Origin of the sequence: Streptomyces sp. NPDC048415, from assembly GCF_040651675.1 — a bacterium.
Taxonomy (GTDB): Bacteria; Actinomycetota; Actinomycetes; order Streptomycetales; family Streptomycetaceae; genus Streptomyces.
Map to the genome: position 1 here is coordinate 1 of NZ_JBEZKJ010000096.1, position 20,989 is coordinate 20,989.

Consider the following 20,989-nt stretch of genomic DNA (forward strand, 5'->3'; position numbering starts at 1 on the left):
GCTCCAGGCGGGCCCACTGCGCATCCGTCAGATCTCCACGTGCCACAACGCAAGATCATCCCACCTCAAGATCCACTTTCGACACACGCCCTAGCCGTCCTTCTTGTCGTAGACGGTCACGAGTCCGTTGTCGGACTGGTAGCAGGAGGTGCACGCGGACGCGATCACCCTGCCCTCACCCTGGTGGGGCCGAGCAGGCCGCCGGAGAAGTCGGTGTAGACGTCCGCCGCGTCGAGGATGTGTCGTTGCGCTTGTCGGCCGGTCACCTTCGTGACGTGCTGGGCGGCCTTCTCTTCTCGATGGGCGTACCGGACTTGGCTACGCAGGCCTTGAACTGGTCGGTCTGGGTTGGTGGAGTTGTCGGAACCGCTGCCGGCCGCGGCGGCAATCCTGACTGGCCCTGGTTACTGGAGTGATCGAAGCCGCCCGGTGATCCGGTCAGGGCGTTGGCAGACGGCGCGTCGGGGCAGGATCGGGATCGATTGCTGAAGGGTCTGGCCGATCCGGCCGTCACCGGTGATCCTGCGAGCGTCGGGTGGTGCGCGATCGGGCTTGCGGTCGCGGGGCGCTATGCCGAGTCCCTCCGGTTCTGCGTCTGCTGGTGGAGCGCGATCCAAGCGTGGTCCGTGTCCGGTTGAATCTGGCCGCCTGCCCGATGAGCGCGGAACGTAGGGACGAATGCGTCCATGAAATGGACCAGTGTGCCCGGCGGCTCTTCGAGGCGCCCTGAGTGCAGCGGGCAGGGGCGACCATATGCCTCGCCGGGGGTCCCATATCGCGGGCAGTCAACTCCGGGATTCCGCGGGCCGACAGCGCCAGCCGCAGGGCAGCCGCGAGACGGACGGTGTCTTCCAGGAAGCCGAAACCGGTGCCCCCGGATCGCCCGCGAGTAGTCGTCGACTGTTCGGTGCCGATGCGGTCGGCGAGGGCGGTCAAGGTGCGGGCGGTGGCGTTGATAGCCATGTAGCCACGGTCCCGGCCGTGGCGGCTGCGGCCCTCCAGCGGACAGTCACGCTATACCGCTTGGGTACATGACGACGACTCACGACGGCAGTGGCAGTGACGACACTCAAGTGGCCGAAGGGCCGGCTGCGGAGCACGAGACATTGTCACTCTGAAGATGAGGGAGACACCCCTCGCTGCGGGCGGCCGCGCCCCCGCTCTCGCAGCATTTCTCCGCTCATGCAGGCCCCAGCAGTTGCATCCCGGCAGCCAGTCGACAGACAACAGCCTGAACGCGCGCAGGATCATGGCCGGATGATGAGGGTACGATCCGCCCTCAGCACACAAGTCACCGGAAGTCGGAAGCAGGAACTCTCATGTCCCAAGTCCAGCCCGAGCCCGAGACCACAGAACTGAAGTCCCAGTACGCCACCCAATTGGCTACGGACCTTGAGCGCAACACCAAGGAGCAGGAACGCATCGGGGCCGAAGTAGCCGCGCTTGAGCAGCAGCTTCGCGCCCTGCGGCACGACCAGACTCTGCTGGTGAGCATGCAGCAGGCTCTGGACGTCGAGAGCACGGTAGCCATCCCTCGCTCAAAGGAAAGCATCCCGACCGCTCCCTCGGTGCCGCGACAAGCTTCCTCCGAGCCCAGGCCGACCCAGCAGAAGAACGCCGCCGCAACGAAGCCCAAGAAGACGGCTGCCAAGAAGTCCGAAACGAAGGCAACCACGACCGCGGCGAAGCCCACCCTCGTCGAGCTCATCCACAACCACCTCAGCCAGCAGTCCGGACCGCGCTCCGCTGCGGAAATCTCTGCCGCGCTCACCCAGGCCCATCCCGACCGCACCATCAAGACCACCGTCGTACGCACCACGGTGGAAGGGCTCGTCGCCAAGGGCCGCGTCCACCGCACCAAGCAGGGCACGTCCGTCTACTACACGGCGTCCGAGACCGAGCCGGCCAGCAGCCCGACGGAGCAGAACGAGGACGCGGTCACCGCCTGACCGGGGTGCCGCCCGGCCCGAGTGGAGTGAGCTGGTGCTGCGCCGTCGTCCCGCAGGAAACGGGGCGACCTCTTCCCCTTGGACCGTCAGCGCTCAGCGAACCGCGCGCAGTTCGGCGGCCTGTGATGAGGACTTGAAGATCGCCTCTCCTGCTCACCCTCCCCGCTTGGTTGCACGCTTGACGAAGGGGCCGGACTCGTCGGCCAGTTGAAGGAGGGTGCGGTGTTGGTACCGTATTTCGGGTGATGTGTGCCGACCGGCTTCCCGGCTGCTGATGAGTGGGCGCGGTCTGCCCGTCGCGATCGTCCGCGCGTGTCTGCGCGACGGCCAAGGCGGCAGTCCCACCGCGGTGCTGGATGAGGCGCCGTTGAGTGACGACGAGCACCGTCGTGTGCCGGTTCTGATGGGAACGTCGCATGCCGTCTTCGTCTCGGCGCACGACGGCCGGCCCAGCGCTCCCGCGGTTTCCCTTCGCTTCTTCACTGCCGAGGGAGAACTGCCTGCGTGCGGCCATGGGACGGTTGCCGCTCTTGCCTTCCTGGCCGGGCGTGCCGGGGGCGAGGAGTACCGGGCCACCCTCCATACGGCGGGGCGTGTCTTCCCCGGTTGGTCGGTACGGAAGGAGACGCACGTCAACGCCGCCTTCGACGCCGGTCCCGTCGACCTGCGCGAGCCCACTGCGACCGAGTGCGGCCTTGTCCTGCCCGCACTCGGCGTCACCTCGGAGACGCTCGCTCCCGGTACCCGCGTCGCCTCGGTGGGGCGGTCGCGGTTGCTGGTTCCCGTTGCTACGCGGGCCGCGCTCGCCGCCCTCAGCCCGGACTTCGCAAGGCTCCGTGCCGCCTGTGACCGTCTCGGATTCCTGGGCTGCTATGTCTACTCCGTACCGACGCCCACCGGCCGCGTCGCGGCTCGCATGTTCGCCCCGTCGATCGGTGTCGCGGAAGACATCGCCAACGCCAACAGCACGGCCTGTCTTGCTGCTCACCTGGCCGGTCAGGGCGTCACCGAGATCGCCGTCGGCATGGGCGACTCCCTCGGCAGTCCCTCCACGATCAACGCCACCGCACAGCCCAGCCCGTCGGGTCCGCTGGTCCACCTGGGCGGCGCCGCGGAGGTCATGTGCAGCGTCCGCTTGCCATAGCCGACCCAAAGCTCATCAGCGGCCGCGGGCGACTCGAAAAGCCGGTCTCCGGCGAATGGGAGCGAAAGAGACAGGTCCGGGCAGCCCCCGCGCAGGGGATGCAGCGGTATGCGGGCTCCTGTTCGACAGGCTTGGCCGGGTCCGGTGCCACGGATCGCCGCTGACACCGCGGTGGCGTCGAGGAGTTGTACTGCGGCGTGGTGGTCTAGGAGATCTCTTTGGCGAGCCGGTGCGGCGGGGCTGCTCCGGCCATCGCGTTGAATGCGACGGCGTCCACGCGCAGGCAGGCGCCTGCGACGGCGCCCTGCCGCCGATAGCGGCCTGGTCCGGGCAGCCGGACACGCTTGCCCGAACGGCCACGCCGCGGCCGGAGGGGCATTACGTTGCCTCTCATGTATGCCACGCAAGTCTCACGACGTGTGAAGGCGGCCCCCGCAGCCGTCTATCAGGCGCTCATCGACCCAGCCGCGGTGGCGGCATGGCGAGTGCCCGCCGGGATGACCAGCCATGTCCACGCATTCGACCCTCGCGAAGGCGGCACGTTCCGCGTCTCGCTCACCTACGACAACGCAGCCGGCTCAGGAAAGTCGGACGCCCACACGGACACGTACCACGGCCACTTCGCGCGGCTCGTTCCCCACCAACTGGTGGTTGAGGTGTTCGAGTTCGAGACGTCCGACGATGCGCTGCGCGGCACGATGACGATGACGACGTCACTCACGCAGGTGGACGACGCAACCGAGGTCATGATCGTGCACGAAGGTATTCCCGATCACGTGCCCCGCCGGGACAACGAGTTGGGTACGCGCATGGCCCTGGACAACCTCGCCCGCCTGGTCGAGAAGAACTGATCACTCACCGGCGGCTATCACCACCCGGCTCCGCCGAACCAACGCACATTGCGGCCGCACGCGGGGACGTCTGCAGCCAAGTTCCATCAACGACCGGTTCGAGGCATACCGCGACGCCCCAGGGCTCCCAAAAAGTCTAGTTCCGCACTCAACACATTCTTACGTCACGCATCTGACCGAGGAGGGGGTCGACCGGCGCCGCACGCTCGACCGCTGTCGAGCACGATCGAAACGGCAGCCCGTCCACGACCTCACAGTCTCGCGAGGAGGCCGTCGAGCGGGGGCGGTGTCCGGTTCGGTGCGAGGGCCTCGACAAGAAGACGACCGTAGCGGATCTTGCGGCCCTTCTTCGTGCCGAGGAAGCGCCGCATCTGCTGATGCCGGGGCCGGCCGTGCTGTGCGGGCTGGCGCTGGAAGGTCTGCCAGGCGCGGAAGTCGCCCTCGGCGCGGAGGACCTCCTCGACTCCTGCCGTGCCGAGCGCGCGGATGAGTTCGTCCTCCAGATCCGCAGCGCATACGTAGATGTCCTGGAGCGGCGCCTGTGCCCGCGTCAGGCCGCGCTCGTAGAAGCCCTGTTCGCTTTCGTCGCAGAGTCCTGTCAGGCGCAGACCGAGGCCGGACGGCCCGAGGAGGCCGGCATAGCGGCCGACGCTCATCGCCCCGCCCATCGGCACGACACACACTCCCTCGGCGGCGAGGTCCCGACCACGCCGGGCGGCCAGCGCCTCGACGGCCGCGAGATCGCTCAGCCCTTCCAGGAGCACCGCGGTCCGCGCCCCCAGGCTTTCCGCCAGATCCCGCGCAGGCCCGTCGGGGCCGCCCGTCGCCCAGCTGGTGACCGCATCCTGGAACGCCCTCATGTCCGCCATGGGGCGAGTCTGCACGGCCACCGGTGGCACGGCACGGGATTATTCGACGGCCTCGGGAGCTGCGACGGTCCTCAGGCCCCGGCCGCCGCGGGCCTGCGCAGCTCGCAGCGGTCCTTGCCGTCCCACCGCTGCCAATCGTCGAGGCCGAACAGAACGCCCGAACCCTCGCACGGCGACACCAGGGCCATCCCTGACCAGCGGAACTCAGCGACTTCATCCAAAAAGACAACAGCTTCCAACAGTCGTCGTCCTGCTCGCCGCGCAGATCGAGGCCCACTTCAACCAAGCTTGCTGCCAGCTCACCCAACACCTCCCACGACCGCGTGATCGAAAGATGTGTCGGTCGAACTCCAGGTCTACGAAGATCCGAAAGCCTTCCTGACCTGCAACCACGACACGTTCACCGCGCTGTGCAACCCGGACCGCGGCCGCGCACGCGACGGCAACCGGGCAACCCCCGACCACTCCCGCTGCCAGCCCGCGTGCACGAACATCAGCCGCACCGACAGCCAGATCGACGACGCCCTGCGCAGCGAGGCCGCCCGGATCGACGCCGACGCCGAAGCCGGTCTCGACCCCTACCCCATCGCGGCCCGCGAGCAGCAGCGCAACGTCCACCTCACCGAGATCAACCGACGCCACGAAGCACAGCCCCCGACCCCCAGGAACCGCGATGACGGCCCCAGCCCCCGACGCCAGCCCACACCGCGCGGCGGACCTCGCCCTACAGCTTTACCGTCATCCCGTCATCCCGTCCCCGGGCCCGGGGACGGGATGACGGGAATGAGCGCGATGACTGATCTGGCGTGGGTACCGCAGTCCTGCACGCTGCCGAGGAGCGGCCGCTGCGGGTGGCGGAGTGGGACGCGCTGTTCGCGAAGTGGCTGATCGGGGTGGCCCAGCCGCAGCCGCTGACGCTGGGGCTGGGGCTGGGGCTGGGGCTGGGGCTGGAAGACGGTCCGGGCGGGACTGATCAGGCTCGCGACCTGGCCGAGCGCGAGGGCGGGTGCTGCTCGTTCTTCACCTTCGCCGTCGCCCCCGGCGAGAACGGGATCCGTCTGGGCATCTCGGTGGACCACGTGCACGAGCCGGTTCTGGACGCCCTGGCGCGATGAGTGCGGGCCTGCGCAGCGGGCAGGTCGCCGAGGCCGCCGGTGAACGTCCAGATCGTGCGCTACTACGAGCGCCGCGGTCTGCTCGTCGTGATCCGCACCTCGTCCTCGACGGACACCCAGTAGTACGCCCTACTTCGGTGCCTGGAAGCCGCCGATCTTCTGCTCGAGCAGTTCGGCCAGCCGCAGCGGGGTGCGGTCCTCGAACATCGGACCGATCAGCTGCACGCCCACCGGCAGGCCCTCGGGGGACCGACCCGCGGGTATGGCGGTCGCGGGTAGGCCGGGCATGGTGGCCAGGCCGGCCCAGACGAGCTGGTCGAGGTACGGGTACTCGACGCCGTCGATGTCGATGCGCCGTTCCAACAGATTGGGGTTGTGGTCGTGCGGGAACGCGGGCGTCGGCGTGATCGGGCACACCACGGCGTCGAACTCGGCGAAGAGCTGCCGCCAGCCGTGGCGGTGGAGTTCGCGACGGTTGTTCGCCTCGATCCAGTCGCGGTGGCTGAACACCATGGCGCGCAGCCGCGCAGCGTCCAGGCTCTGGTCGTCTGCGCTCAGTCCGGCGGCGCGGGTCTGCAGCTGTTCGTGCGATTCGATGGGAAAACGTGCTATGGAGCTCGAGATCAGCAATTGCGTGTAGAGCGTCGCGGCCTCGGTCAGGTCGGGCAGCAGCGGACTGTGCCGTTCGACGCGGGCGCCGCCGTCGACAAGCGCGTCGGCCACCCGGTTCACGCCCGCCCGCACGGCGGACCCGGTCGGAATGAGCGGATGATTGTCGAGGACCAACACCCGGAAGTCGCGGAGCCGCTCGTGGCGCGCGGGCGGCAGCGTCAAGTCGTACGCGACGCCGAGCGTCAGCGGGTCCGGTCCGGCCATGACGTCGAGCAGGAGCGTGAGGTCGCGGGCGGTGCGCGCCATCGGACCGACGACGGCGAGGTCAAGGTCGGCCGGCAATGCCGGCGCGGGCGGCGGGACCATACCGCGGTTCGCCGCCAGCCCCAGTGTCGGCTTGTGTGCGTAGACACCGCAGAAATGCGCGGGGGTGCGCAACGAACCGCCGATGTCGGAACCGATGGACAGTGCGCCGAACCCGCACGCCAGGGCCGCCGCCGACCCGCCGGAGGACCCGCCCGCCGTGCGACCGTGATCCCACGGGTTATTGGTGGTGCCGTAGATCTCGTTGAAGCTCTGTATATCTTGCAGCCCCAACGGCACATTGGTCTTACCGAGCACCACCGCGCCTGCGGCCTTGAGCCGCGACACCTGTACCGCGTCCTCGGCCGGCATGTAGTTCCGGTGTAGCGGCATGCCCCAGGTCGTGGGCAGCCCGGCGATGTTGTAGGACTCTTTGACCGTCACCGGAATGCCGAGCAGCGGCCGGTCCTCACCGCGGGCGCGCGCCTGGTCGGCACCGCGCGCGGCGGCCCGCGCGCGGTCGAAGTCCGGCACACAGATCGCGTTGATCGTCTTGTCGTCCCGCTCGATACGGGCGATCGCCTCGTCGGTCAATTCCGCCGAGGTCACTTCACCGGCACGCAAGGCAGCCGCGAGTTTTTCGGCCGTCTGAAATTTCCACTCCATGAATCCGACCGTACCGACCTCTGGAACAGGTCATGAAATGCCGCGTCGCACAACGGGGTGGATGTCTCAATACTCATCATGTTCCTTCCGGCCACAGACAATTCGCCCGACCGTTGGCGCTGGCGATGGCGACGCGCGGCGGGATCGGTGTCGGCCTGGGAGTTCAGAAGACCTTCATCGGACACCCGCACGTACTTCGCGAGGCTGCGAACCGACGTACGCCCGGACAGTTTCATCAGCACCGGCGTGGCCAAGTCCGTGAGTGACAGGACGTCTTGGATGGCTCTCATCGGCGACGAGCTCCTCGCTCTGCTAGCGTCGTCGACCAAGCGGCAACACGAAGAAACCGTCCGCAGAAGCGGTGGGCACCGTGGTGGCGAAGCTGTTGACATCCATCGGCCAGTGGCACTCGGTCTCGGGGCCGTTGGCTTTGAAAGCGCGGGATGTCGGCGATCTGCACGTCCGTCATCGACACCCCGTCGGCCATGTCCTGGCAAGCCGTCGCGGAATGTGTGTCTGACGAATGATCTCTGGAAAGCTTTGTGTCCAAGGCCGTAGGAGAGTCATGGGGATTGAGCTTGAACTGCACTCGGGGCGGCCCGCGCGCGGAAGGTCGTCCCCGAACACCTTGCTGCGAGGGTCCTACCAGCACGGTGAAGCGTTGGCGCGGGCGCTGAGCACGCTCGATCGGCACGGCTCGGGCAAGCTCGGCTGGGTAGACCCTTACGGCGACACGTTGTTCAACGAGCAGGAGGCCCGCGTCGCCCTCCAGGAAGTCACCGCCCTGGCACAACGGTGCGCTGACGAGCGTCAGAAGAATGCCCTGCTTGACCTTGCCGAGCTGCTTGAGGCGTGCGCCGCAACGCCGGGCAGCCACCTGTGGTTCATGGGCGACTAGCCGTGCCCGGTCATTGATCTCGGCGCACCCGCTGCAGGGCGCAGCGAGCTGTTGTCGTGCGTGCCCTGGGGACGTCAGTGGTCGAGTCGTACGTCGTGATCTTGGGCGTAACGGGCCGCGTACCAACTCGAATCGATGTCGGGGTTGCGCAGCACTGCCCAGAACAGGTCGTCCGGCGCGGGCGGAACGGGTGGGCCACCGAGGTCTGCGAGCAGTTCGTCGCGCCAGTTGACGCTCAGGTGGCTGCGTGAGCTGGCGATCTTTTCCACCGCCCGGTGCGGCAACCCGCCCACCGCGATCACCATGTTCTCCGCCGCCCATCTCCGGTAGTGGTCCCGGCGCGCCGTCGCCTGGGCGATCACGGCGCGCAACCTCAGACCCAGCGGGCTGTCCTGGCCTATCCGGACAGCCTCGCCCCGCTCCACCGCGTCCAGGGCGGCCGTGACCTCGGAGTACGTGGCCAGCCCAGTCTCGACGGCCAGCCTGCGCATCTGCTTCAACGCCGCCTCGGCCACCCGCTCCCGGGGCAGTGTGGCGACCAGCGCGCCGAGTTCCCGCAGTCCGTGCAGATAGACCGCTCTCAGCGGTTCTGGCGGGCCTGAGGGCAGATCCAGCGGCGGTACCTCCGCTGCAGCCCGGGGAAGCGGATCGCCGGCGCTGCCCCAGTCCGGCCTGGGATCGCCCACCGCCTCCCAGATCAGCCGGCCGTTGAACGTCACCGGGGTCGCGCCATTGCCCGGGACCGCCCGACCGCTCTCCAGCCTGTCCGCCACATCTGCCAGATAGGCACCCAGCGACTCGGCGTGCCCGAAGCTGGTGCCGGTCTCATCGAAGAACCGCCCGACCGCCCCGTACGAGCCGACCCCGGGGCGGCAGTCGATCGTCAGGCCATCAGCGGTGACGTCGTAGGAACCGAACTTGAGGTAGTCGTGATGCCAGTAGTAGTCGAAGCCGCCGTCGCCCTCCTCACCCCACTCCTCCTCCAGGTCGGCGGCGATACCCCGCAGGAACCGTGCCGCTTCGACGATCTCCCGCACGTTGAGCAGTCGGTCGTGCGTCGTGAACTGGAACGCCTCCGCGCCCTGCCCCCCGTTGTGCCGGCGCAGTGACGCGACCAGATCGGGGTGGAAGGCGACGTCCAACTCCTCCTCTGCTGCCCGTATCTCCTCAGCCGCCGCAGGCGGGCCGAGCGAGGCGAGGGTGCGCGGCGCGTGCTCCCGCAGCCATCCATCGATGCGGTCCCAGGAGTTCTCGACCAGGTCGGTTGTCATACGGCCGACCCTAGACGCGGGCACTGACAGCGCGGCGGCGTTCCGCCACTGGCCGCCGCAATCGACGCCGTCCGTGACGCGGTGCGGGGTCTCCATGTCCGCTGCGGTGCGGATGGTGGCGTCGACGGCACGCAGTTCGTGACCGAGTGCGGCGATGGCCGCCCGTTGGTGTTCCGGTTGCTGTCCTGTTGGTTGTTCGAGGCGGGCGCTCGTCGCGGCGTGGTGACTCAGGGGTGAGTTCCTCGGGTTCCTCGGCGTACCGGCCGCGTGCGGCGGTCCGGCAGCAAAGTCATCTGGCGGTCGAGGACGCGGGGATGTCGCGTACGAAGACGGGCTTGAGGTGCTTTTCCGGCAGCGCGTCGGGCAGTTGCTCCCAGTCGATGACGTGGGAGACGATGCGTTCGGGGGCGACCTGCCCGGAGCGGGCGAGGTCGAGGGCGTCGGGGATGTGGTTGCGTACGTTGTCGCGGGCGATGCGCAGGGTGACGCCGGTGAGGTACATGTCGAGAAGGGGCAGCTCGCCGGGCCGGAAGTGGTTGCCGGCGGATTCGCAGAACCCCTCCGGGGCAAGGCACTTCAGGGCGAGGGCGAGCTGGTCGACGCGGCCGGTGGCCTCGACGGCCAGGTCGAAGCCGTGCGGGATGGGCTCGATCGCCTCGGCGGTGCGGGCGCCGTAGCTCTCGGCGATCGTGCGGTGTTCCGGGTCGGGGTCGACGTACAGCACGTCGCCGGCGCCCAGTGCCCGGGCGATATCGCACACGTACAGGCCGATGCTGCCGCGCGCGACGACGAGGACGCGGGCTCCGGGACGGGCCTTGAGGTGCGGGGCGACCAGTCGCCACGACAGGGACCAGTTGTCGCTGGCCGAGGCCATGGCTACCGGGTCCAGGCCGGACGGCAGCGGCACCAGCATGGCGTCCGCCCAGGGCGCGCGGACCAGGTCGGAGAAGAGCCCGCCCCATGCACCGCCGATCGGTGCGCCGTACATCGCCATGTGTGGCACCGACGTGCAGTGTGCGGTCAGCTCGGCCCGGCAGTGCTCGCAGGTGCCACAGTTGATGGACCAGGGGACGACGACCAGGTCGCCGGGTGCCACGCCGGTCACCGCGTCGCCGACGTCGATGACCCGGGCCACGCACTCGTGGCCGAGCGCGAACGGCGGGTCGATGAAGCCGTGCCCGGCAAGGATCATGGAGTCCACGTCGCAGGACGTCGCGGCGACCGGCGCGACGAGCGCGTCCTGCCCGGACTGGAGCTTCGGGTCGGGCGCCTCGCGCCACTCGAGGGTGTTCCGTGCGACGTAGGTCAGCTCACGCATCCGTCTTCCCTCCCTTCTGAGCGAGGGCGGCCAGGTCGGCGTACCAGAAGACGGAACCGCCCGCGCCCCAGGTGCCGTCGGGCTGCTCGTGGACGAGCACCCACACGCGCAGGGCGTCGTCCTGCGCAAGCCCGGCCGCCGTCAGTACGGTCTTGGTCGCGTCCTGGACCAGCCCCGCCTTCCGGCGCTCGGACAGCGCGCCCTGCGGCACGGTGACCTCCACCAGGAAGCGCGGTGCGTCGTCCTCCGCGGTGGTCTGCGCCCCCTCGGGAAGCTCGGTCAGGTAGCTCCACGCCTGGGCGCGGAAGAAGGCAGTATCCGGGGCGCCTTCCCAGCGCAGCAGCACGGCGGCGAGGTCGCGCTGAATGGTCGTGCGGCCCTCTTCGGTCAGGGAACCGGTCGGCACGGTCAGCCGGATCATCGGCATGGCAGCTCCTCACTTTCGCACGACGACGTCTCGTTATGACGATCGTTATAGGCGGGGATCACGCTAGACTATGACGGTCGTTATAGCCAGCGGGGAGTGTGCACGTGACCAGGACCAGTCCGCAGGCGCGCGAACGGATCGTGGCCGGGGCCGCCGACATGATCAGTCGGCGCGGTCTGAGCGCCACGAGCATCCGTGAGATGGCCAAGCACGCCAATGCGCCGCTCGGCTCCACGTACCACTACTTTCCCGAGGGCAAGCAGCAACTGGCCACGGAGGCGGTCCGTTACGCCGGCGAGATGACGGCCCGAATTCTGCGTACGGAACTCCAGGCGGGTCCGGTCGCGGGGCTCAAGGCGTACCTCGGCCTGTGGCGCAAGATCGTCGTCAACACCGACTTCCACGCCGGCTGCCCCGTTCTGGCCGTCTCCATCGAAGAACCCCCGACCGACGAAATCCCGGCCGCCCTGGCGGCCGCGGCGGAGGTCTTCGACACATGGGAGAACCTGCTCGCCGCCTCACTGCGCGAGCACGGCGCCGAACCCGACCAGGCCGCACAACTGGCGACACTCGTCGTCGCGGCGGTCGAGGGAACCGTGGCCATGTGCCGCGCCAAGCGCAGCACCCAGCCCCTCGACCACACCTCCGAGCAGCTCGAGACCCTCATCAGCCGCACGATCACGAGTTGAGCGGGCCGGCGGCGGCGCCGCGGGCGCCAAGCCGACCAGCCAGCGGCCCGGAGCGCTCAGCCGACCACACGGCGGCCCGGAGCGCTCAGCCCACCGCACAGCGGCCCGGGACGGCCAAGGGCGATTGTCACGCCGGCGCTCAGGCGGCCTCGCCCTGCGCATTGCGCGGGCCGGGCACCGTCGCGGGGGCCAGGTCCAGGCTCGGGCGGCTGTTCATGTCCAGCTCGAACCTGGGGTGTCGCTCGGCTCGCTGCCGCCGGCCCGGCAGGACTGCGCCATTTTCATCGAGCCGGTCACCTTTCTGCTGATGGCACTCGGCCGCCGCGGCCACCCGAGCGCCATCGCCCAGGGCCGCATCCTCGTCCGGGGCCGCAAGCCCAGGCGCGCACACGCTTCCCGGCTCTCTTCACGGCGCCCTGGACTCAGCCGGGCGGCGGTGGTCCAGGACATCTCATCCCGTGCCCTGGCAATTCTCATACGAGCCGCGGCATGACACTGCTTCCCGCCGACCGTTGCACCGGCCGGGCGATACTCGCGCACATCGACGCAGCACCGGCCGCGTCATACACGAGCCGCTCCTCGTCCGCCGACCGCCGTGCGGCAGGATGAGGCCATGAGCGTAGTCAAGATCAACGTACTGGCCGTGCCCGCCGAACAGCGGGAGACACTGGAGAAGCGCTTCGCCTCTCGTGCCCATGCCGTGGAGAACTCCGACGGGTTCGAATGGTTCGAACTCCTCCGCCCCGTCGAAGGCACCGACAACTATCTCGTCTACACCCGGTGGCGTGACGAGGACTCCTTCCAAGCCTGGATGGAAGGCCCCATGAAGGCGGCCCACCAGGGCGGTAGCGCGGAGAGCGGCGAACGTCCCAAGCCGGCGGCGAGCGGGTCCACGCTGTGGTCCTTCGAGGTCGTGCAGCAGGCGGCGCCGACAAGCCCGTAGCCCTGGGCATCGCGGCGATCCCCGTAGTGCGGGTGTGGGTTGCGTGCTCAGCTGCGCCCGGGTGAGGGGACGGCCGGGCCGGCGTTCAGGAGGCCGAGCAGGGTCTCGCGGTGGAGGTCTGCGATCGGGCCGAGGAGGTCGGGGTGGCGCAGCAGTGGCGCCGCGCGGTGGTCGCGAGGGCTGGGAATGGTCAGCCGGCGCGCGTCGCCCACGCCGTCAGCGCCGTGGTGGGTTGCGGCCAGGCAGGCCGCTGCCAGGGCGGCGAGATCGGGATTGGCCAGCAGGCACGCCGCCCAGCTGACGACGATTTCGTCCACCTGGGTACGCCAGGCGTGCGCGGCGCCCGTCAGCGGGTGGGCGTCGGCGCCGGTGACACGGTCCAGCCGGCCGGAACCTCCGGGGCCGAGCAGGTTCAGCAGTTCGGCGTCCAGCGCGGTGGGGTAGCGCAGGGCGGCAGCGATGGTGGCCGCATGCCGCGCCTGGGCCTCGGCCAGGGCATCGTCGAACGGGCCGGTGGCCGGCGGGAAGGCCGAGAGCAGCCAGCGCGTGGAGGCGGTGATGACGGGCGAGAGATCACTGGGCATGGTGGACCGTCCTGTGCAGGTGCCCGCCTGGCGTGTGCGGGATCGGGTCGCGGGCACTCGCGCGCCCCCGGGCGGGGATGCGCATGTGGCTGGCAAAGGTACGGCGGCCGCGTGAGCGGTACCAGGAGCTACGTCACAGCCGCCCGGTTGGGCACGTCGCCGCGTCGGCCGCGGACGGCGACGGCCTCGTTCCCTCGCTTCGATCAGGCCTCTGGTGCAGCCGGTGAGAAGGTCACGCGGGGTGCGCGGTGCTGCGGGGGCGCGGCGGTGGTTCCTGAGCGGCGTCAGCCGATTACAGGGCCCACTGGTACGCCTTGAATCGGCTGCGTACGGCCCCGCCAGAGATGCGGACCATCGGGCTGACGGCAAAGCCCATGGCCAAGTCGTACGAGAACCTGCGGTCGAGGTTGACGGCTGCGCTGATGAGGCGAGGTGTCTGAAGTCCTGGTCGAAGACCCATCGCGTAGCGCTGCCCTGTGGGCACCCATCTCGCCGAAATTGCCTGGAGAAGAAATCCGACTTTTTTCTGGGAGGTGCCATCCCATTCCGCCTCGCACGCGTATCTACTCCAAGTGATGTTTCAGCAGGAGGAATGCAATGGCGATCTTCAGTGATCTCTTTCCTGCCAAACACCGTGACCGCCGGAATGATTCGACGTCGAGGCGCGACGACACCTCGATGAGGAGGCACCACCGCCGCCGTCGTCATTCCAGCTCCGACGATCACAAGTTTGGTCACGACAAGTGAAGGCTGAGCGGACCGGGGATCGGATGACCCGGTCCGCTCCGTCGTCGAGTCACGACGGACCCATGCCATGGTGCGTATCCCGCGGCGTGTTCTGCGGCGTCTGCTGTCGGTGGGCGAGGATGCGGATGCCGTGGTGGCGGCCGCGCCACCGTTGCCCCCGCGCGAGGTGTTCCGGCGTTTTTGGCCCTACACGCGCGGTCGTCGGCGCTGGCTGGTCCCTCTTGTTCTCTTCAGCCTGATCGGACCCGTCGTCGACGCTGCCGAACTGTGGCTTTTCAAGATCGTGGTGGACGAGGTGCTCGTCCCGCGAGATCTGCGGCCTTTCCTCTGGATCGCGCCGACGTACCTGGGGCTCATCATCGGCTCCGGCATTCTGGGGTTCGCCGACGACATGACGTCCACGTGGGTCAGCGAGCGCTTCCTGCTGACGTTGCGCTCCGAGGTGTTCCGGCACGTCCAGGGACTGTCGCTCGGGTTCTTCGAACGGCGGCGGCTGGGAGACGTGCTGTCGCGGGTCACGGGTGACGTGGACGCCGTCGAGACGTTCCTGCTCTCGGGTGTCGCGGACGCGCTCTACCAGGTGATCCGGCTGGGCGTCTTCCTCGGTCTTCTCATCTATCTTCAATGGGACATGACGCTCCTTGCGCTCGTCATCGTGCCGCTGTTCTGGCGCGCCGCCCGGCACTTCTCCCGGCTGATCAAGGAGGCGTCACGGGAGCGCAGACGCCGCAGCGGTTCGCTCAGCGCGGTCGCCGAGGAGTCGCTGAGCAACGTGGCCCTCGTCCAGGCGTACAACCGGCAGGGTTGGGAGGAGCGCCGCTTCGAGCGGGAGAACGCCGGCAAGTTCCGCGCCGCGATGGCATCGGCGCGTATCCGTGCCGTCTACCGGCCGCTCGTCGAGATCGTCGAGGTGTCCGGCGCCCTCGCCGTCATGGGTTTCGGTACCTGGAAGCTGGCGCAGGGCCAGCTCACGCTGGGCGGGCTTCTGGTCTTCCTGGCGCTGATCGGCAAGCTGTACAGCCCGATCCGCGACCTCTCCCGCCTCGGCAACAGCTTCTACGCCGCGTCGGCCTCCGCGGAACGGATCATCGAGTTGCTGGACCAGCGCCCCCAGGTCGCCGAGGCCGCCGACGCCCGGCACATCGCCCGGGCGCGCGGCGACGTCGAGTTCGACGGCGTGTCCTTCCGCTATCCCGGTACGTCGCGCTGGGCGCTGTCGGGCGTGTCGTTCCATGTCGCCCCCGGCGAGAGTCTGGCGCTGGTCGGGGCCAGCGGGGCCGGCAAGTCCACGGTGGCGAAGCTGCAGCTGCGTTTCTACGATCCCGACCAGGGCGCAGTCCGGCTCGACGGGAGCGATCTGCGGGAGCTGTTCCTGTCCGAGGTCCGGGAGAACGTCGCGGTGGTGCTGCAGGAGACGCTCGTCTTCCACGGCACGGTGCGGGAGAACATCGCCTATGGCCGGCCCGGGGCAAGTGAGGCGGAGATCGTCGAGGCGGCGCGCGCCGCGGACGCCCACGAGTTCATCCAGCTGCTTGCGCAGGGGTACGACACGATGGTCGGCCAGCGCGGGCGGACGCTGTCCGGCGGACAGCGCCAGCGCCTGGCGATCGCACGCGCGATGATCAGGGACGCGCCCGTACTGCTCCTGGACGAGCCGACCACCGGCCTGGACGTGCAGTCGGGCCTGAGGATCATGGACCCGCTGCGCCGCCTCATGGCCGGACGGACGACCATCGTCATCTCGCACAACCTGCTCACCGTCCGTGACGCCACCCGGATCGTGGTGCTCGACGGCGGCCGGGTCGTCGAGTCCGGCACCCACGACGACCTGCTCGTGCACGGCGGGGCGTACGCACGGCTGAACCGGCTGCACGCCGTGGCACCTCCCGCGCGGGCGGCCTTGTCGCCGCCGGGAGGGGTGCTGTCATGACCGAGATCGATACCCGGCCCGCGGTGGCCCCGCCCCTGGCGCCGGGCACCCGTCCGGTTGGGGGCTACGAGATCCTGGGGCACCTGGCGCGCACGGGATGGCTGGATCTGTACGACTCCTGGAGCGAGGAACGGGCGTGCCGCTGCGTCATCAAAATGGTGCGTCCGGACCGCCGCGACGAGGCGCGGCTGCGTGAGCGGCTGCTGCGGGAGGGCCGGTGGCTGCAGGCCTTCGCCCACCCGCACCTGGTCCGCGCGTACGAGACCTTCACCTCGCCCGAGCCGCTCGTCGTCCTGGAGACGCTGTGCGGGGAGACGCTGTCCCACCTCATCGACCGATTGCGGCGCCGGCCGGCCGCCGCCGACGTGGCCCGGCTGGGTGTGCAGCTGTGTTCCGCGATCCACTACCTGCACGGTCAGGGCGTGCTGCATCTGGACCTCAAGCCGTCCAACATCGTGGTGGACTGCGGCCGCGCGAAGGTGCTCGACCTCAGCGTGGCGCGGCCGCCCGGTATCGCTCCTGCCGGGGTGGGCACGTTCTGCTACCTCGCACCGGAGCAGGCGCGCGGCGGACGGCTGTCGGCCGCGGCCGACGTGTGGGGCATCGGCATCACGTTGTACGAGGTGGCCAGCGGTGACGTGCCGTTCGACTGTGGCGAGAGCGCGGATGAGTTGTATGACGCGAGGACGGCGGAGGAGTCCTGTGACGTGAGGACCGCTCGGGCGCAGGACGGGGCCGCCACCGGGGGCCGGGACGACTGGTATCCGCAGCTGGAGGCGAGCGCCCCGCCGATCGCGTCGCGGCGGCGCCTGCCCCCGGCTCTGGCCAAGGCCATCGACGGCTGCCTGCGCCCCGACCCGTCGGCCCGGCCCACGGTCGGTGAGCTGGCCGCGGCCCTCGGCGCGATGTTGGAGGGCCAGCCGCCCCGCGTCGCGGACACCTGAGGTCCGCCACGGTGCGCTGGCCGGGGGCGGAGCCGGGACTTCGCCCTGAGCCGGGGGCGTCGGCCCTGTCGGCGACTGCTTTTCCCAGCCTGCCGGCTTTACGCCAGGCCGGGGGCGCCAGCCTGCCGGCTTTACGCCAGGCTGGGGGCGCCGAAGTGGGCGGTGGCCAGCACAGTGCCGTCGGACGACGTCAGCCGGGCGCCGGTGAGCGCCGAGGGGTCGACGGCGGCCGGGCCGCCCCAGAAGCCGTAGCCCTGATGCAGGGGGAAGCTGCCGACGCGGACCAGGGTGCCGTCGCTGCGCTCCAGCTGGCAGGAGACGGTGCCGTTGTAGGGGGCTCCGGCTACGGCGAGGTTGACGGACATGTAGATCCAGCCCGGGGAGCCGGGGTGGGCGTAGACGTCACCGGTCGGCCTCCCGTGGGCCGAGGTCAGCCCTGCCTCCAGCAGGCCCGTCTCGTCGTCGGCGGACTGGGAAGACCCGGCCATGACGCCCTCGATGGCCGTGCCGGCCGCCCAGCCGCCGAACCCGACGGCGAGGACGAGGGCGGCCACGGCGGACGCGGCCCGCAGTTGCAGCCGGCCGCGACGGCCGGTGCGGGGAATGCCGGACTGGCGGGCGGACCCACGCCCCTCGTGCGCGGATGCCGCCTGCGCCAGCGCCTGCGTCACCCGGGTCTCGAACCCGACCGGCGGCTCGCTGCCCGGCAGCAGCCCGATCAGCCCGTCGCCCACGAGCGTCAGCTGCTCGATGTACTCCCGGCAGTCCGCACAGCGGTCCAGATGGGCGATGGCGCCGCACCGCTCCTGGCCGGGCAGCACACCAAGAGCCAACTCGGCGCCGACCTCCCGCAGCCTCTCGCAGGTCACGTCAGTGGACATGGTTGCCTCGCTTCGGAGACGCGAGCGTGGTCCGCAACTTTCCCATTGCCGTCCTAATGCGTGTCTTGGCGGTGCCCAGCGGGATCTTCTCCCAGTCGGCGACCTGCTGGGCCGTCATGCCGTAGATACCCGCCATCACCAGGGCCCGGCCCTGTTCGCGCGGCAGCTGCGCCACGGCGGCCCGCAGCCGGGACGACACCTCGTCGGCCAGGGCGTGCTGCTCGGGAGTTTCGCTGACGACGCCCAGCAGGGCGTCGATGTCTTCGGGCGCCACCGGCTCCGGCCGCCGCGAACGGACGGCGTCGATGGCGAGGTTGTGGGCGATGGTCGTCAGCCAGGTCGTCACGGAACCGCGGCGCGAGTCGTACATCTGCGCATGACGCCACGCACGCTCGAACGTCTGCTGGGTGATGTCCTCGGCGAGCTGCGGATCCCCGATGACGGCGACGGCGACACCGAAGACCGTGTGCTGGAACCTCCGTACGAACGTGACGGCGAGCTCCGGATCGCCGGTGGCCAGTCCGGCCAGCAGAGCCTCGTCCGGAAGACGGCCCACCGAGAACCAGAACCTCTGCATACCCTTATCTACGGTCCGCCCGCGGACAGGGATTGCCCGGCCTTTGCGGAAGCTCATGTTTCTGATTCTTCCCGGGCTCAGCCGGATGTGCCATCAGGCGCCGTCCCCGCGGCGGCCGCCGCGCTGAATGCTCGGCCGGACAGGTCCTAGCCGAGCATGCGGTCGAGGTTGAAGGCCGCGCTGATCAGGGCGAGGTGGGTGAAGGCCTGGGGGAAGTTTCCGTGCTGTTCGCCGGTACGACCGATCTCTTCGGCGTACAGGCCGAGGTGGTTTGCGTAGGTGAGCATTTTCTCGAAGGCGAGGCGGGCCTCGTCCAGCCGGCCGGCGCGGGTGAGTGCTTCGACGTACCAGAATGAGCAGATCGAGAAGGTGCCTTCCTCGCCCTTGATTCCGTCGGGGCTGGCCTGTGGGTCGTAGCGGTAGACCAGGGAGTCGGAGACCAGGTCCTCGCCCAGCGCGTCCAGGGTGGCGAGCCATTTCGGATCGGTCGGGGAGATGAACTTCGCCAGCGGCATCATCAGCAGGGACGCGTCGAGGATCGTGCTGTCCTCGTACTGGGTGAAGGCGTGCCGCTCATTGGACCAGCCGTGGCGCATGATGCGCCGGTAGATGGCGTCGCGGGCGGCGCCCCAGCGGGCCATGTCGGCGGGCAGACCGCGGTGCTGGGCCAGCCGCATGGCACGTTCGATCGCCACCCAGCACATGAGGCGGGAGTAGAGGAACGGCTTGCGCCCTCCGCGGGTCTCCCACACTCCTTCGTCGGGCTGGTCCCAGTGTTCGCATACCCAGTCGACGAGTTCGCTGATGCTGTCCCAGTGCGCGCTGGAGAGGGGCTTGCCCCACTTGTCGTAGAGGTAGAGGGAGTCGATGAGCGCACCGTAGATGTCCAGCTGCAGCTGGCCGACGGCGGCGTTGCCGACGCGTACGGGTGCCGAGCCCCGGTAGCCCTCGAGGTGGGGCAGTTCACGTTCGGGCAGGTCACGGCGTCCGTCGATGCCGTACATGATCTGCAGCGGGCCGGTGGAGTCGGGTGTCTGGGTGGTGTCGAGGCGGACGTGTTCGGACAGGAAGCCCATGAAGGCTTCGGCTTCGTCGGTGAATCCGAGCCGGAGCATCGCGTACACGCAGAAGGCGGCGTCGCGGATCCACACGTAGCGGTAGTCCCAGTTGCGTTCGCCGCCTATCTGTTCGGGCAGGCCGGCGGTGGGGGCGGCGATGATGGCGCCGGTGGGGGCGTAGGTGAGCAGTTTCAGGGTGAGGGCGGAGCGGTGCACCATCTCCCGCCAACGGCCGCGGTAGCGCGAGCGGGACAGCCAGTGGCGCCAGTAGCGCACGGTGGCGTTGAACTCCCTTTCCGCCTCCGCGACGGCGCAGAAGCGTGGGGCGACGTCGCCGCCGATCCGGTCGAGGGTGAAGACGGCGGACTCGCCCTCGTGCAGCTTGAACAGGGACCATACGTCCTGGCCGGCGACCTCGATGGGCACGGTGGAGGTCAGCGCGAGCCTGAGCGAGGGCGAGGCGAAGACGGCCTGGCCGGCCTGCGTATGCACGGTGTGCGGCTCAGTGCCGTACGCGAAGCGGGGGGCGACGCGGGCGCGGAAGGGCAGCGTTCCGCGCACGCACATCACGCGGCGGATCAGGCGGTGCCGGTCGGCCTCGCGTGAGTCGTCGACGACCGGCATGAAGTCCTGGATCTCGCCGACCCCGTCGTCCGCGAAGAAGCGGGTGATCAGCACGTTGGTGTCAGGGAAGTAGAACTGTTTGGTGCGCGCCGGGACGTCGGCGGCGAGTTCGAAGGATCCGCCCCGGTCGGCGTCGAGGATCGAGGCGAAGACGCTGGGCGCGTCGAAGCAGGGACAGCAGTACCAGTCGATGGTGCCGTTCGTACCGACCAGGGCCGCGCTGCGCAGGTCGCCGATCAGGCCGTGATCGGCGATCGGCAGATAGCGCGGTGTGCCAGCACCCCACTCGCCGGGATTGCGTGCCCTGTCCTTCGCTTCGCTCTCAGAAGTCGCGTCAGCCACGTCGGCCTCCTAGGGCTGATGCCCGAGCCGTCCCCGCTCCCCAGGCTAACGAGTCATCGGGCCGTGGGCGTTGTGGGAGCGGCCCCGCTGCGGCGGCGAGCGGACGGCTCGGGGCTGCGGCGTCGCCCGTGGCCCGGCTCCGGGCCCTCCCCCCAGCGCGGGTGGGTCTTCTTCCGCGGCCGGAGGCGGCTTGCTTCGCGCCGCCCGCAACGGCAGCAGACCGCCAGCTAGGCACAAGACCCTCGCC

21 protein-coding genes are annotated in these 20,989 nt (G+C 69.5%); 10 read left to right on the plus strand and 11 right to left on the minus strand.

The annotated features are described in order from the left end of the window. Positions 1–1,319: 1,319 nt before the first annotated feature. The gene (locus tag AB0D27_RS37585; protein ID WP_362517856.1) at positions 1,320–1,949 is read left to right on the plus strand and encodes a hypothetical protein; all 630 of its coding nucleotides are present in this window, start codon (positions 1,320–1,322) and stop codon (positions 1,947–1,949) included. A gap of 274 nt (positions 1,950–2,223) precedes the next feature. Continuing rightward, on the plus strand, positions 2,224–3,093 hold the full coding sequence (locus AB0D27_RS37590) for a PhzF family phenazine biosynthesis isomerase (protein ID WP_362517858.1): 870 nt from the start codon (positions 2,224–2,226) through the stop codon (positions 3,091–3,093). 205 nt (positions 3,094–3,298) lie between these two features. On the opposite strand, the gene AB0D27_RS37595 is transcribed toward AB0D27_RS37590, so the two are convergent. Further along, positions 3,299–3,487: a hypothetical protein gene (locus AB0D27_RS37595; protein WP_362517860.1), complete on the minus strand. Its 189-nt coding sequence runs from the start codon at positions 3,485–3,487 to the stop codon at positions 3,299–3,301. On the opposite strand from AB0D27_RS37595, the gene AB0D27_RS37600 reads away from it, so the two are divergent. After that, positions 3,486–3,944 (plus strand): SRPBCC domain-containing protein, encoded by a 459-nt coding sequence (locus tag AB0D27_RS37600; RefSeq protein WP_362517863.1) that lies wholly within the window; start codon positions 3,486–3,488, stop codon positions 3,942–3,944. The genes AB0D27_RS37595 and AB0D27_RS37600 overlap by 2 nt on opposite strands. A gap of 251 nt (positions 3,945–4,195) precedes the next feature. On the opposite strand, the gene AB0D27_RS37605 is transcribed toward AB0D27_RS37600, so the two are convergent. Beyond that, positions 4,196–4,813, minus strand: coding sequence for a TOPRIM nucleotidyl transferase/hydrolase domain-containing protein (locus tag AB0D27_RS37605; protein ID WP_362517865.1), 618 nt, complete (start codon positions 4,811–4,813; stop codon positions 4,196–4,198). Between the two features lie 71 nt (positions 4,814–4,884). Continuing rightward, positions 4,885–5,034: a hypothetical protein gene (locus AB0D27_RS37610; RefSeq protein WP_362517868.1), complete on the minus strand. Its 150-nt coding sequence runs from the start codon at positions 5,032–5,034 to the stop codon at positions 4,885–4,887. Between the two features lie 585 nt (positions 5,035–5,619). On the opposite strand from AB0D27_RS37610, the gene AB0D27_RS37615 reads away from it, so the two are divergent. Beyond that, entirely contained in the window at positions 5,620–5,928 is a 309-nt protein-coding gene (locus tag AB0D27_RS37615) for a hypothetical protein (protein WP_362517871.1), read from the plus strand. Beyond that, entirely contained in the window at positions 5,929–6,051 is a 123-nt protein-coding gene (locus AB0D27_RS37620) for a hypothetical protein (RefSeq protein ID WP_362517874.1), read from the plus strand. Positions 6,052–6,057: 6 nt separating this feature from the next. On the opposite strand, the gene AB0D27_RS37625 is transcribed toward AB0D27_RS37620, so the two are convergent. After that, positions 6,058–7,509, minus strand: coding sequence for an amidase (locus tag AB0D27_RS37625; RefSeq protein ID WP_362517877.1), 1,452 nt, complete (start codon positions 7,507–7,509; stop codon positions 6,058–6,060). Positions 7,510–8,074: 565 nt separating this feature from the next. Between AB0D27_RS37625 and AB0D27_RS37630 the strand changes: the two genes are divergently transcribed. Then, positions 8,075–8,407 (plus strand): hypothetical protein, encoded by a 333-nt coding sequence (locus AB0D27_RS37630; protein WP_362517880.1) that lies wholly within the window; start codon positions 8,075–8,077, stop codon positions 8,405–8,407. Between the two features lie 74 nt (positions 8,408–8,481). Here the strand turns inward: AB0D27_RS37630 and AB0D27_RS37635 are convergent, their stop codons facing one another. From AB0D27_RS37635 to AB0D27_RS37645, 3 genes are all read right to left on the minus strand, one after another. Beyond that, entirely contained in the window at positions 8,482–9,678 is a 1,197-nt protein-coding gene (locus tag AB0D27_RS37635; protein WP_362517883.1) for an SMI1/KNR4 family protein, read from the minus strand. A 289-nt stretch (positions 9,679–9,967) separates the two neighbouring features. Continuing rightward, complete coding sequence (locus tag AB0D27_RS37640) at positions 9,968–10,996, minus strand: alcohol dehydrogenase catalytic domain-containing protein (protein WP_362517886.1); 1,029 nt, start codon at positions 10,994–10,996, stop codon at positions 9,968–9,970. After that, a complete protein-coding gene (locus AB0D27_RS37645; RefSeq protein ID WP_362517889.1) occupies positions 10,989–11,423 on the minus strand; it encodes a tautomerase family protein in 435 nt (144 codons plus the stop codon). The genes AB0D27_RS37640 and AB0D27_RS37645 overlap by 8 nt, the downstream gene beginning before the upstream one ends. Before the next feature lie 104 nt (positions 11,424–11,527). Here AB0D27_RS37645 and AB0D27_RS37650 point away from each other — a divergent pair, with 104 nt between their 5' ends. Next, positions 11,528–12,112: a TetR/AcrR family transcriptional regulator gene (locus tag AB0D27_RS37650; RefSeq protein ID WP_362517892.1), complete on the plus strand. Its 585-nt coding sequence runs from the start codon at positions 11,528–11,530 to the stop codon at positions 12,110–12,112. A gap of 613 nt (positions 12,113–12,725) precedes the next feature. Beyond that, positions 12,726–13,055, plus strand: a complete 330-nt coding sequence (locus tag AB0D27_RS37655) for an antibiotic biosynthesis monooxygenase (RefSeq protein ID WP_362517895.1) — start codon at positions 12,726–12,728, stop codon at positions 13,053–13,055. A gap of 47 nt (positions 13,056–13,102) precedes the next feature. Here AB0D27_RS37655 and AB0D27_RS37660 read toward each other — a convergent pair whose 3' ends face one another. Continuing rightward, positions 13,103–13,639, minus strand: coding sequence for a hypothetical protein (locus AB0D27_RS37660; protein ID WP_362517898.1), 537 nt, complete (start codon positions 13,637–13,639; stop codon positions 13,103–13,105). Between the two features lie 814 nt (positions 13,640–14,453). Here AB0D27_RS37660 and AB0D27_RS37665 point away from each other — a divergent pair. Both AB0D27_RS37665 and AB0D27_RS37670 read left to right on the plus strand, forming a co-directional pair. Next, positions 14,454–16,316: an ABC transporter ATP-binding protein gene (locus tag AB0D27_RS37665; RefSeq protein ID WP_362517901.1), complete on the plus strand. Its 1,863-nt coding sequence runs from the start codon at positions 14,454–14,456 to the stop codon at positions 16,314–16,316. Then, the gene (locus tag AB0D27_RS37670; RefSeq protein WP_362517903.1) at positions 16,313–17,260 is read left to right on the plus strand and encodes a serine/threonine-protein kinase; all 948 of its coding nucleotides are present in this window, start codon (positions 16,313–16,315) and stop codon (positions 17,258–17,260) included. Before AB0D27_RS37665 ends, AB0D27_RS37670 begins: the two co-directional genes overlap by 4 nt. Positions 17,261–17,391: 131 nt before the next feature. Here the strand turns inward: AB0D27_RS37670 and AB0D27_RS37675 are convergent, their stop codons facing one another. From AB0D27_RS37675 to AB0D27_RS37685, 3 genes are all read right to left on the minus strand, one after another. After that, positions 17,392–18,141, minus strand: coding sequence for a hypothetical protein (locus AB0D27_RS37675; protein WP_362517906.1), 750 nt, complete (start codon positions 18,139–18,141; stop codon positions 17,392–17,394). Further along, positions 18,131–18,718, minus strand: a complete 588-nt coding sequence (locus tag AB0D27_RS37680; RefSeq protein WP_362517909.1) for a sigma-70 family RNA polymerase sigma factor — start codon at positions 18,716–18,718, stop codon at positions 18,131–18,133. The genes AB0D27_RS37675 and AB0D27_RS37680 overlap by 11 nt, the downstream gene beginning before the upstream one ends. Positions 18,719–18,864: 146 nt before the next feature. After that, positions 18,865–20,661 (minus strand): glycoside hydrolase family 15 protein, encoded by a 1,797-nt coding sequence (locus AB0D27_RS37685; RefSeq protein ID WP_362517938.1) that lies wholly within the window; start codon positions 20,659–20,661, stop codon positions 18,865–18,867. Positions 20,662–20,989: the final 328 nt, after the last annotated feature.